General features: G+C 60.2%; 10 protein-coding genes. All 10 read right to left on the bottom strand.

The window, feature by feature from the left end; genetic code table 11:
- Positions 1-106 precede the first annotated feature (106 nt).
- The 10 genes from HHL22_RS19790 to HHL22_RS19830 all read right to left on the bottom strand — a co-directional run bounded on the left by HHL22_RS19790 (position 107) and on the right by HHL22_RS19830 (position 12785).
- Positions 107-1291 (bottom strand): M20 metallopeptidase family protein, encoded by a 1185-nt coding sequence (locus HHL22_RS19790; RefSeq protein WP_169533115.1) that lies wholly within the window; start codon positions 1289-1291, stop codon positions 107-109.
- A gap of 59 nt (positions 1292-1350) precedes the next feature.
- Positions 1351-1938, bottom strand: a complete 588-nt coding sequence (locus tag HHL22_RS19795) for a hypothetical protein (protein ID WP_169533116.1) — start codon at positions 1936-1938, stop codon at positions 1351-1353.
- Positions 1916-2599, bottom strand: coding sequence for a deoxyribose-phosphate aldolase (gene deoC, locus HHL22_RS19800; RefSeq protein ID WP_169533117.1), 684 nt, complete (start codon positions 2597-2599; stop codon positions 1916-1918). Before deoC ends, HHL22_RS19795 begins: the two co-directional genes overlap by 23 nt.
- A gap of 30 nt (positions 2600-2629) precedes the next feature.
- Positions 2630-4279, bottom strand: coding sequence for a T9SS type A sorting domain-containing protein (locus HHL22_RS19805; protein WP_169533118.1), 1650 nt, complete (start codon positions 4277-4279; stop codon positions 2630-2632).
- Positions 4280-4477: 198 nt separating this feature from the next.
- Positions 4478-7909 (bottom strand): preprotein translocase subunit SecA, encoded by a 3432-nt coding sequence (gene secA, locus HHL22_RS19810; RefSeq protein ID WP_169533119.1) that lies wholly within the window; start codon positions 7907-7909, stop codon positions 4478-4480.
- Positions 7910-8091: 182 nt separating this feature from the next.
- Complete coding sequence (locus tag HHL22_RS19815) at positions 8092-8355, bottom strand: hypothetical protein (RefSeq protein WP_169533120.1); 264 nt, start codon at positions 8353-8355, stop codon at positions 8092-8094.
- Positions 8356-8404: 49 nt separating this feature from the next.
- Positions 8405-9556, bottom strand: a complete 1152-nt coding sequence (locus tag HHL22_RS19820; protein ID WP_169533121.1) for an epoxide hydrolase family protein — start codon at positions 9554-9556, stop codon at positions 8405-8407.
- 89 nt (positions 9557-9645) lie between these two features.
- Positions 9646-10824, bottom strand: a complete 1179-nt coding sequence (gene glf / locus HHL22_RS23755) for a UDP-galactopyranose mutase (protein ID WP_206680744.1) — start codon at positions 10822-10824, stop codon at positions 9646-9648.
- A 102-nt stretch (positions 10825-10926) separates the two neighbouring features.
- On the bottom strand, positions 10927-12138 hold the full coding sequence (locus HHL22_RS23760; RefSeq protein ID WP_206680745.1) for a glycosyltransferase family 1 protein: 1212 nt from the start codon (positions 12136-12138) through the stop codon (positions 10927-10929).
- A 146-nt stretch (positions 12139-12284) separates the two neighbouring features.
- Positions 12285-12785: a GNAT family N-acetyltransferase gene (locus HHL22_RS19830; RefSeq protein WP_317172720.1), complete on the bottom strand. Its 501-nt coding sequence runs from the start codon at positions 12783-12785 to the stop codon at positions 12285-12287.
- Between the last annotated feature and the right edge of the window lie 9 nt (positions 12786-12794).

The following is a 12794-nucleotide window of genomic DNA, read 5'->3' on the forward strand; positions in this document are numbered from 1 at the left end:
CGTCCGCTTGCCGAAGCATCTCTACCGAATAACCCCTAGGTGGCGTGGTAGAGATGCTTCGACAAGCGGACGCCAGATGAGCATGACGTTCTTTGTGAAGCCTACTCTACTCTGCCGCTTGTAACTCTTGCAGCGTGAGCCAGGCCATGAGGCCGGCGCCGATGGGCAGCGCCGCCTCGTCGATGTCGAAGGTAGGCGTGTGCACCGAGGCGGCAAAGCGGCCGTCGGGCGCGCGGGTGCCCAGGCGGTAGAAGCAGGCGGGCGCCACCTGCGAGTAATAAGCGAAGTCTTCGGCGGCCAGCCACTGGTCAAGTTCGATGACGTTTTCGGGCCCTAGGTACTGCTCGGCGGCGGCGCGCACGCGGGCCGTCACGGCGGGGTTGTTGTCGAGGCAGGGGTAGCCGCGCCGGATTTCCAATTCGCACACCGCACCCATGCTGGCGGCCAGGCCCTCGCACAGCTGCCGCAGGTGCCGGTGCGCCTCGGTGCGCCACGCCTCGTCCAGGGTGCGGAAGGTGCCCTCGATGTAGACCTCGTCGGGGATAATGTTGGTGGCGCCCTGGGCGATAACCTTGCCAAAGCTCAGCACCGAGGGCATCTTGGGGTTGGCGCGGCGGCTCACTATCTGCTGGGCCGCCACAATGATATGGGCGGCCACCACCACCGGGTCGAGGTTCAGCTCGGGCATGGCGCCGTGCCCGCCCTGGCCCTTTATGCGCAAGTACAGCTCGTCGGTGCTGGCCATGTAGCGGCCGGGGCGCAGGCCAATCTGGCCAGCTGGCAGGCGCGGAAACACGTGCTGGCCCAAAATCTCCACCGGCGCGGGGTTTTCCAGCACGCCTTCCTTTATCATCAGCGAGGCGCCGCCGGGCAGCAGTTCTTCGCCGGGCTGGAAAATCAGCTTCACGGTGCCTTTGAACTCGTGGCGGCGCTCGGCCAGCAGGCGGGCGGCGCCCAGCAGGCAAGTGGTGTGCACATCGTGCCCGCAGGCGTGCATCACGCCGGGGCTGGTCGATTTATAGGGCACCTCGTTCAGCTCCATAATGGGCAGCGCGTCCATGTCGGCGCGCAGGGCCACCACCGGCCCGCCCGGCTGCCCCTCGATAAGGGCTACCACGCCGGTGTCGGCCAGCGTTTGGGGCTTCAGGCCCATTGCCCGCAGCTTGTCGGCCACGAAGGCGGCCGTCGCGTGCTCTTTATAGGAAAGCTCGGGGTGGGCGTGCAGGTGCCGCCGAACGGCCGACAGTTCGGGCCCTAGGGTCTCAGCGGCGGCTTTAAGTGATGCTATCATTGGAGGGAATGGCGGGCTTCGCGGCACAAATGCTACAGGAGCTTGCCCTTTAAGAAAAGCTAGGGCGTCTTATTCACCAGCACTTGCATGGCTTCCAACTCGGCCTTGGGCGCCAGCGGGCGCAGCCGCGCTAGGCCCCGCGCCGCGTCGAGCTTGTTGGTATAATCGCCGATGTAGAGCCGGTATACGGGCTGCTTGAAGGTGATGTAATCGGTTTCGTCGGGGTAGCGCGCAATAATCTGGCGCCGAATACTCATTACTTGGTCGCGTTCCAGGCCCAGGTACACGCGCACGCGGTAGCCGCTGGTGTACTTCACCTTCTCGTTGGTGAAGGCCTGGTCGCGCAGGCGCTGCTCCACCTGGGCATTTACCTGGTTGGTGGGCGCGGGGGCCTTTGGCGGCGCGGGCACCCTAGGGGCCGGGGCCGCGCCAGCAGCGGGGGCAGTGGCCGGCCCCGCCCCAGTTGCTGCAAACACGGGCCGGTACTTTGCCAGGTTTTCGGTGGGCGTGCCGGGCGTGATGACGGCCGGCGCCGGCCGCGTGGTATCGGCAGGCGCAGTTTGGGCTGCGGGCTTGGTGGTGGCGCAGGCCACAAGCCCCACCAGGCCCAGTAGCGGCGCGGCTTTAGTAGGAAGACGTCGGTTCATCGATTTCAATAATAGCCAGGCTGTTGGAAGTACCCAGGCGGTCAGCCCCGGCGGCCAGCAGGGCCAGGGCCTGCGCGCGGGTGCGGATACCGCCGCTGGCCTTAATGCGCACGTAGTCGGGCAGCACGCGGCGCAGCAGCTCCACATCGGCCACCGAGGCGCCGCGGCTGGCGAAGCCGGTACTGGTTTTCACAAACTGCGCGCCCGCCTCGGCGCACAGCCGGGCGGCCGTTTCCATCTCCTCTTCCGTCAGCAAGGCCGTTTCGATGATGACTTTCAGCAAGGCGTTGTTTACCTCAGCCAAGTCGGCCAAGTCTTCCACCTCCGCGCGCACAGCGTCGAGCTGGCCCGATTTCAGGGCCGATACGTTGAACACCATATCCAGCTCGGTGGCCCCTTCAGCCAGCGCAATCTCGGCCTCCCGAAACTTCACCCTAGGGCTGTTGTAGCCCAGCGGAAAGCCAATAACCGTGCACACCGCCACGCCCGAGCCGCTCAGCTCGCGGGCGGCCACCGGCACGTAGCACGGCGGCACGCAGGCGCTGGCAAAGCCGTGGATGCGGGCCTCCTGGCAAAGCTGCACTATTTGGGCCTCGGTGCAGTCGGGCCGCAGCAAGGTATGGTCGAGGGTGGCGGCGAGGTTTTCTGCGGGCGCGGGCATACCGCAAAGGTACGCCCTAGGGCGAGGCAGCTATTCTATTATCAATCGCCGCACAGCCTGCTCGCCGCTTAATTGTACTTGCAGCGCGTATATGCCCGGTGCTAGCCCATTTAACTCTAGTTGGTAATCGTGTCCCGCTGGTATAGAAGCCGAGCGCACGAGCCGGCCTAGGGCGTCGAGCAGTGCAAACGTAGCCGAATTTGCGGCCGAAATGTGCATAATTGCAACACCGCGGGCCGGATTAGGAGTCACGGTAAGCGTGGCGAAGGTTGTCGAAGTGGTGGTTGCCAACTCCGTGTCGAACGATTGCTTGTCGGCCAGCGCAGCTAGGTAGGCTGCCGGGCCACCAGTGGCAGGAAAAGGCAATGCCCCAAAGGTAGAGCCTGAACCGATTAAGCCGCCTACATATAACCTATTATCATTAATGGCCAATGCGTTGCAGGCGACAGTGTAGCGCGCGGGAGCTTGCTGCATCCAGATAATTTTACCAGCTACGTCGTTATCCACCAGCTTAACTACTACTACGCCGCTAGTATTTGAATTCGCTGCCGCATTGCCATCAAAGCTGAAGGAGTTACCCGAAATACCTGCGACATATACAGCACCACCGATAGCTGTTACAGCGCGAGCCACGCTGTTGCTGCCCACACCGCCGGCCTGCTTCACCCAGCCAATGCTAGCGGCGTTCCCCTCATCGGTCAGTTGAGCCACGAAAAGGTCTTGTGGCCCAAAGCTGGTAAGACGTGTATTACCTGCCTCGACAGTACCTACTAAAGAACCTGCCACATATACGCGATTATTGCTAACCGCCAATGCATTAGCTCCAATGCCATTTCCCTTTTGGCTGCCAGTCATTGGTAGCACCCAACTAACCTTAGGGCCAGTATCAGCATCAATAAGCTTGGCTACAAAAGCCCCCTCGTCAGTTAGCTGCTTACTGCCCAGCAGTGTAGTATTATAGTACGAGCCAGCCAGATATATATTGTTGCCTGCCACAGCTACCGCATTGCCAAAGGCATAGTTAGTCGGAAGTGTCCAGGCGTAGCTGCTGGCAGGGCCAGCATCAATGAGTTTAGCCAGATACAAATTATTGCTGCCAGTGTTGGGAAAGCTAGTGCTGCCAAAGCTAGCCATACCATCAAAGTACCCGGCTGCATACACCGCACCCCTAGCAACAGCCAGCGAGGATGCCGGGCCTCCGATTGGCTGCGTCCACACTAGCGCGCCAGCATCAGTGAGCTTGGTAAGGTAGCTCCCATTGCTGGCCGGGCTGCCACCCAGACCGGTTGGAGCATTTACTAAGCTGATAGCTACGTACACGGCATCACCGGCTGTGGCCAGCGCCGACACGTAGTCGCCGTCGGTGCTGCCGCCCGCCCGTTGCGCCCATACAAAATCCTGACTGGCAGGGCTCCATTTAGCCACAAAGGCATCTTTGCTAAAGCCTACGGTACTGCCACTGGTTACGGAGTTGGAAAGCGTAATGCTTCCCAGAACCAAACTGCTGTTGGAAAACCAGCCGGCTATGTACACATTGCCTGCCGCGTCGGTAGCCACGGCTGTTACTTCAGAGTACCAACCGCCCCCTAGGGATATAGCTAACTGCCAAGTCGGAACCTGAGCGCGCGCAGCAGGCAACCCCACCAGAATTAGTAACAAGCTAAAGAACAAGTGTTTCATGAGGAAAAGAATTGAATTAGGGTAATGAAGTGCGTTAGCGAGAGGAAGTTAACACGTATTAGCTTATCACTGATGCCGCTAGCTTATTTTTTTATTTAAGACTTGTTATGCTACCAACAACGTTGCTTATGGTAGCACAAAAAAAGCCTGAGCATTAACGCTCAAGCTTTTTACTCTGCAGTCACCTGCCAGGGGGCCCTAGGCCTCTTCTACCAGCACACAGCGCTGGTCGGCCAGGTCCTGTTCCACGGTCTTGTATTTCACGTCGCGCTTCAAGGTGCCGTCCATGTACTGCACGGTCACTTTGTCGTTGCGGTTGGCTACTTTCTGGCTGCGCACGGGCTCCTGCTTCAACACCTGAGGATTGAGGCCCAGCTCGGCGGCTTGGTCAATGTCTTCGGGGCCAGCCCCTAAGGAGGTATCCGACACGGCCTTTTCCACTTTCAGCTTAGGCTGTGGGGTGGGCAGCGGCAGTTCCTCGTCGTCGAAGTACAACTCGGGCTCGGCGAAGCCAGCTTCGGCGGCCACGGGCACGTCGGCGTAGAACAAGAAGTTGGCCGTTTCGTGGTTCACCTTGCCCAGCATACGTTTGAACAGCTCAAAGGCCTCGAACTTATACACCAGCAGCGGGTCTTTTTGCTCGTACACCGCGTTTTGCACTACCTGCTTCAGGTCGTCCATCTGGCGCAGGTGCTGGGTCCAGGCATCGTCGATGGTGCTCAATACGGCGCCCTTTTCCATCTGGCGCACGATATCGAGGCCATTGGTGGCCTCGGCGCGGTGCAGGTTGGCAATCACCTGGGTGTGCTTGCGGCCGTCGGTGAAGGGGATGGCCACGTTCTCGTAGTGCGTGTTTTGGCGCAGCAGGTCGGTTATCATCGGCATGGCATTGCTGCCGATGTGCTCGTTCTTGCTGTCGTAGTAGCCCACAGCCTCGTCGTAGAGCTTCTGCGTGAGCGCCGGCGCGGCCAAGGCCGCAAATTCCTGCTGGCTGATGTGGGTCTCGTAGCCGAAGTCCTTCACCACGGCCAGCTTGAAGCTGGCGTAGTCGTTGGTGGTTTTGTTGCCGGCCGCGATGTCCTCGCTCACGTCATACACCAGGTTCAAAATATCCAGCTCCAGGCGCTCGCCAAATAGGGCGTTGCGGCGGCGGCGGTACACCACCTCGCGTTGGGCGTTCATCACGTCGTCGTACTCCAGCAGGCGCTTGCGGATGCCAAAGTTGTTTTCCTCCACCTTCTTCTGGGCGCGCTCAATCGAGGAGGTAATCATCGAGTGCTGAATCACTTCGCCCTCTTCCATGCCCATCTTGTCCATAAGCTTGGCAATGCGCTCCGAGCCGAACAGGCGCATCAGGTTGTCTTCCAGCGATACGAAGAACTGCGACGAGCCGGGGTCGCCCTGGCGGCCGGCGCGGCCCCGCAGCTGGCGGTCTACGCGGCGGCTTTCGTGGCGCTCGGTGCCGATGATGGCTAGGCCCCCCGACTCGCGCGAGGTTTCGCGCAGCTTGATGTCGGTGCCGCGGCCGGCCATGTTGGTGGCAATGGTCACGGTGCCGGGGTAGCCGGCGGCGGCCACAATCTCGGCCTCGCGCTGGTTCTGCTTGGCGTTCAGCACCTGGTGCTTGATGCCGCGCAGCTTCAGCATGCGGCTCACTAGCTCGCTTATTTCGACGCTCGTCGTACCTACCAGCACCGGGCGGCCGGCTTGCACAAGCGCTTGAATTTCCTCGGCCACGGCATTGTACTTCTCGCGTACCGTGCGGTACACTTTATCATGCTGGTCCTGGCGCGAAATCACGCGGTTGGTCGGAATTACCACCACGTCGAGCTTGTAGATTTCCCACAGCTCGCCCGCTTCCGTTTCGGCCGTGCCGGTCATGCCGGCCAGCTTATGGTACATGCGGAAGTAGTTCTGCAAGGTTACCGTGGCGTAAGTCTGGGTGGCATCCTCGATGCGCACGCCTTCCTTGGCCTCGATGGCCTGGTGCAAGCCGTCGGAGTAGCGGCGGCCTTCCATCACGCGGCCGGTCTGCTCATCCACGATTTTCACCTTGCCGTCCTCGCTCAGGATGTACTGGTCGTCGCGCTCAAACAGGGTGTAGGCCTTCAGCAGCTGGTTCACGGTGTGCACCCGCTCGCTCTTATCCTGGTAGTCTTGCAGCAACTGCTCCTTTTGCTGGAGCTTCTCCTCGGCGGTCAGGGCGTCTGCCTTCTCGATGTTAGCAATTTCCACCCCAATGTCGGGCATGATGAACAGGTGCGGGTCTTCGCCCTGGGCCGTAATCAGGTCGATGCCCTTCTCGGTCAGCTCAATCTGGTTGTTTTTCTCGTCAATCGTGAAAAACAGCGGCTTGTCGGCCTCCGGCATCTGGCGCGAGTTGTCGGCCAGGTAGTGATTTTCAGTCTGCTGCAGCACCACGCGCATCCCCGACTCGCTCAAGAACTTGATGAGCGGCTTGCTCTTGGGCAGGCCCCGGTAGGCGCGGAACAAGGCTAGGCCGCCGCTGCCATCCTTGCCATCTTCGGTGGCGCCGGTCTTGCCCTCGGCAATGGCCTTGCGGGCCTGCACCAGGTAGCTCTGCACCAGCTTCTTTTGCTCGTCCACGAGGCGCTGAATGCGGGGCTTGAGCTGCAAAAACTCGTGCACGTCGCCCTTGGGCACCGGGCCCGAGATGATGAGCGGCGTGCGCGCATCGTCAATCAGCACCGAGTCCACCTCGTCCACCATGGCGTAGTGGTGCTTGCGCTGCACCAGCTCGCGCGGGTCGCGGGCCATGTTGTCGCGCAGGTAGTCGAAGCCAAACTCGTTGTTGGTGCCGTAGGTGATATCAGCCAGGTAGGCGTTGCGGCGCGCGTCGGTGTTGGGCTGGTGCTTGTCGATGCAGTCCACCGTCAAGCCGTGAAACTCAAACAGCGGCGCGTTCCACTCCGAGTCGCGCTTGGCCAGGTAGTCGTTCACCGTTACTAGGTGCACGCCGCGGCCCCCTAGGGCATTCAAGAAGGCCGGCAGGGTCGACACCAGCGTCTTGCCTTCACCGGTGGCCATCTCGGCAATCTTGCCCTGGTGCAGCACCACGCCGCCAATTAGCTGCACGTCGTAGTGCACCATATCCCAGGTAATCTCGGCACCGGCGGCCAGCCACTTATTGCTCCAAATGGCCTTGTCGCCCTGAAACGTCACGTTCGGGTGCGAGGCGGCGTAGTCGCGGTCCAGGTCGGTGGCCGTTACTACCAACTGGCCGTTTTGGGCAAAGCGGCGGGCGGTTTCCTTCACGATGGCAAAGGCCTGGGGCAGCACCGCCAGCAGCGCCGCTTCGAGGTCCTTGTTGCGCTGCTTTTCCAGCACGTCAATCTGCTCGAATAGCTGCTCCTTGCGAGTGACGTCCAGGTTGGGCTGGTCATCAATCTGGCCCTGCAAGCCGGCAATCTGGCCGTCGAGGCCGCTAAGCTGCCCGTCGATTTGCTGGCGAACTTCCTGGGTGCGCTGGCGAAGCTGGTCGTCGGTCAGGCCAGCCAGTTTGGCATATTCAGCGTTGATGAGAGCCACGTAAGGCACCACGTCCTTGAGGTCCTTCTCAGCTTTGGAGCCAAACAGCTTGGCGACGGTTTTACCAAGGAAATCTAACATCGGGGGAATTATTTACAGGAATAAAGCGGCGCGTTCCGAGCAAATTTACGGCCTGCCCGCCGAACCGGGCGGCGCGCCGTAAACTATAAAACCCCGCTAACTCAAAAAGAGTGCGGGGTTTTAAGCGCTGCAACTTTGGCAGTCTGGTGCGTGGCAGCTGTCCTAGGGCCCTGCTACGGCCTTCAAGGCCGGATAATGACGGCCGGCCGGCGGTAGTAGCGGGGCCGCGGCCGGTAGTAGTAGGGCCTGGGGCGGTAGTAAGAGCGCCCGCCGTAGTAGCGATAAGGCGCGGCGTGGTAGTAGCGCGGCCGGTAGTAGTAGGGCCTGGGGTACGGGCGCGGCCGGTAGTAGCCGCGCCGATAATACCCGCGCTGAGCCTGGGCTGGCTGGGCGGCGCCGGCCAGCAGCCCTAGGCCCAGCAGCAGGCCAAAAAGGAAGCGTTTCATGAGGTAGCTAATAGCGTGAGTTAATTGGATGGGCTAGCGGCCGCCGGGCTTAATGGGCAGCCCGAAACTGCCGAAAAAACTCGCGCAAGTCGGCCGCCAACAGGCCGGGTTGCTCTAAGGCGGCGAAATGGCCGCCGCGGGGCATTTCTTGCCAGTGCTGCACGTTGAAGAAGCGCTCGGCAAACTCGCGCGGGGCGGGCGTGATGTCTTTCGGGAAGATGGCGAAGCCAGTGGGCACGCTCACGTGAGTGGGGGCCCCTAGGGCCAGATTGTGCATGGTTTCGTAGTAGAGGCGCACCGACGAGCCAATGGTTTGCGTTACCCAGTAAATCATGACGTTGGTGAGCAAGTCGTCCTTCAAAAAGGTGTGCTCGATGTTGCCATCGTTGTCGCTCCAGGCGTGAAATTTCTCAATAATCCAGCCCAGCAGGCCCACCGGCGAATCATTCAGACCATAGGCCAGCGTCTCGGGCTTAGTGCCCTGTATCTTCTGGTAGCCCGCTTCTTTTTCCTGCCAGGCCTTGTTTTTCACCAGCCAGGCCTTCTCTGTCAGCGATAAGTCGGGTAGCTTATCGGCCGACTTGGCGTGGGTGCTGGGCACGTCGGTGAGGTGAATGGCCAGCAGCGAGCCAGCGTGGTGCAGCGCCAGCTGCTCGGTAATGCTGCTGCCCCAGTCGCCGCCGTGCGCTACGAACTGCTTATATCCTAGGGTCTTGGCCATTAGCTCATGTAGCACGTCGGCCATGCGCTTGGCGTCGTAGCCTTTCTCCGCGGGCCGGTCCGAGAAGCCGTAGCCCGGCAGGTCGGGCACTATCACCGTGAAGGCGTCTTCGGCGCGGCCACCGTGCGCCGCCGGGTCGGTGAGCAGCGGAATGAGCTTTAGCATCCGAAAGAAGGAATCGGGCCAGCCGTGGGTCAGCAGCAGCGGCAGCGGGTTGGGGCCCTGGCCTTCTATTTTCAGAAAATGCAGCCCTAGGCCCGCTACCTCGGCCTTGAACTGCGGAAAGGCATTGAGCTTGGCTTCCTGCGCGCGCCAGTCATAGCTGTGCTGCCAATAGTCGGCCAACTGCTTCAGGTACGCGCGGTCGGTGCCGTAGTCCCATCCGGCATCCTCTACCTCGTCGGGCCAGCGGGTGTGGGCCAGGCGGTTTTGCAGGTCGGTTAGCGCGGGTTCGGGTACGTTGATTTTGAACGGCTGCATAGCGGGCGGTGTGGAAAAAGGGTAGAAAGCAAAAATGCCCTACCGAGCTGGTAGGGCATTTTCTTACGTAGTCAGGGGCCCTAGGGCTACTACTCTTTCGAAGGCTCGCGGTTCACGATTTTCTCCACCAGCGACGACGAGCCGGCAATGGCCGGGCGGGCGGGTTTAGCCGCTTCGTCCTTGTCCGTCAGCTTCTTATACAGCGTCAGGGCCTGGGCCACCACCTGGTCCATGTTGTAGTACTTGTAGGTAGCCAGGCGGCCCACAAAGTGCACACCGGGGGTTTCATCAGCCGCCTTCTTGTACTTGGCGTACAGCTCGGCGTTCTCCGGCATCGGAATGGGGTAGTAGGGGTCGCCCTCGGCCTGCGGGTACTCGTACACGATGGCCGTTTTGGGGTGCTGCTGGCCGGTGAGGGCCTTAAACTCGGTGATGCGCGTGTAGGCGTGCTCGTTGGGGAAGTTGACCACCGGGGCGGCCAAGTGCTTCTCCTCGTTCAGCGTATCGTGCTTGAACTCGAGCGAGCGGTAGGGCAGCTTGCCAAACTTGAAGTCGAAATACTCGTCTACCGGACCCGTAAAAATCATCTCCTTAAAGGGGATGAATTTGATAACCTCGTGGTAGTCGGTGTTCAACATTACCTTGATATTCGGGTGGTTGAGCATGTTCTCAAACATCCGGGTGTAGCCGTGCAGGGGCATGGCCTGGTAGGTATCGGTGAAGTAGCGGTCGTCGCGGTTGGTGCGGGTAGGCACACGGCTCGTCACGCTCTTGTCCAGCTGCGAGGGGTCCAGGCCCCACTGCTTATTGGTGTAATTCTTGAAAAACTTGTTGTACAGCTCGCGGCCCACTTTGCTCACTACCACGTCCTCGCTGGTCTTAACAACTGGCACATCCTCGGCCACCGATTGGAAGAACTCCTCTACCTGGAAGCTGGTCAGGTTTAGGCCGTACAGCTTATTGATGGTGTCGAGGTTAATGGGCATTGGCACCAGTTGGCCATCTACCGAAGCTAGCACGCGGTGCTCATAAGGGCGCCACTCGGTAAAATTGCCGAGGTAGTCGAACACGTCCTTCGAGTTGGTGTGAAAAATGTGCGGACCGTACTTGTGCACCATGATGCCCGCATCATTATAATGGTCGTAAGCATTCCCCCCAATGTGGTTGCGCTTGTCGATGATGAGCACTTTTTTGTTGCTACGGGTCGCCAGGCGCTCGGCCAAAACGCTACCAGCAAAGCCGGCTCCCACAATGAGATAGTCGAACATAGAAAGGGACCTGAAAAAGGTTAGGAAATGACTATGAGTAAAAAAACCTTAAAAATTATTCGAAAAATACTACGCAGATACGCTGGTTAGCAAGAAGCTGAGCTATTTAGCATTCAGCCTGTCTTGCATTAGGTTCACCATGTTTTGCCACGTCAGGTCCCACGAAATAGTTGCCAAGTAGGCATCCGTGCGGCGGCGCCAGTCGGCATCCTGGCCCTGCTCGAGGGCGCGGGCAATGGCCTGACCGAAGTCTTTAGGGTCGTCGGCAATCTGCACCAAGTTCAGTTCGCCGTAGGGGCGCACCACATCGCGAATGCTGGTGCTGACTACTGGGCGCCCGGCGGCCAGGTATTCAGGCGTTTTGGTAGGAGAAATAAATTCGGTGCTCTCGTTGCGGGCAAACAGCAGCGTAGCTACATCCCAACCCCGCAGGTAGGCGGGTAGTTCCTGGTAGTTTTTGCCGCCCAAGTAGTGGATATTCTTGTTGTGAGGCAGCGTGGCGGGGTCAATCTTTACCACCGGCCCAATAATGACGAACTGCCACTGCGGATGGTTGGTGGCCAACTGGCCTAGCAGCTCAATATCAAGGCGCTCGTCCACCACGCCAAAGAAGCCGATGCGCGGGTGCGCAATGCTAGCCTGGTCGGCGGGCTCGGTGAGCTGTGCGTTGCGCGCCTGCCCGAAGTGCGCCTTGTCGATGCTACTGGGGAAGGCGTGCGCGTCGGCGTGCTGCTCGCGCTTGGCCTCGTAAATGCGCTGGCCCCCGGTGAACACCAGGTCAGCTTTTTGAAACAACTCTTGCTCGCGCTCGCGCAACTCGGGCGGCGCAAACTTGAACTGCGCTAGCTCGTCCATGCAGTCGTACACCGTGAGAACGGGTCGAAACAGGCGCGACTTGTTGAGCGCCATCGGCGTGTAGTACCAGAATACGTAGCTCGTTAAGCCAATGGTCGTAAAGAAATGCTGGAGTACTTCGTACTGCGCTTGGTCGGCGGCGGCATCCTGGCCGTGCAGGCGGGCGGGCAAGTGCACTACCAGCACCTGCACGCCGTTTTGGCGCTCTTTTACCTCGAGGTGCGGCTCCACGAGGTCGTCGGCGTGATAAAAGGCGTCTTCTACGTAAAAAACCCGGCTGTGCTGGGCAAAGCGCGTCATTAAATGCTGCGGGCGCTGCCACACAAAATCCCAGTGCAGATGCGCAAAGCAAACTAAATCAGGCAGAGAATAAGGCAGTTGGCTTGGGGCGGCCTGGTCCGCGGCCGGGGCGGTGGCGGCGGCACGCGCAGGTGCCGCCGCCGTAGTAGAAAGCGGCATGAAAAAGACAAGAAAAGGCTAACCAAAACCACTGCCACCGGGAAAAATCATCCGGTGCGTAGCGTTGGTGTTTTATACGCAAAACGCCGCAGAAAGGATACGCCTTAGTATAGTGCCCCCTCGATAGCTAGGCCAGGGACTCTGCTTCAGAGAATAAGTTGCATTTCCACTGCGTTTTCCCAACCTAGGGGGCGCGCAGTGCGCAACCAGTCGCGCCGGATGCCGACTTGAAAAAATCCTATTTCACGAAAAAGCTTGATACTAGCCTCATTACTAGCTGCTACGGTACAGTATAGCTGGTGCAGCAGCAGCTGCTGGCGGGCATAGGGCAGCAATGCCCGTAGGGCGGCCGCGGCCCGACCCCGTCGGCGCTCTTGAGGCAGCACGGCAATGCCCACGCCCGCCCGCTGGTGCCGCGCTGAATAATCGTAGAGGTCGAGCGTGCCCACGGGCTCCTGGGCTTCGTTGCTGATGATGAGGCGCAACTGCCCAGCGTCGGCTAGGCTGGCGGTGGCGTGGCGCAGGTACTCGCGCAGGGCGTGGCGCGAAACCGGGGCCGGCAGCACGTCAGCATGCGCCCACAGGTCGGGGTCGTTTTCGAGCTGAAATAAAAACTCCAGGTCGTCGGGTTCGGGAGCGCGCAACACCACGGCTTG

It is taken from the genome of Hymenobacter polaris, assembly GCF_012927305.1.
Classification (GTDB): Bacteria; Bacteroidota; Bacteroidia; order Cytophagales; family Hymenobacteraceae; genus Hymenobacter; species Hymenobacter polaris.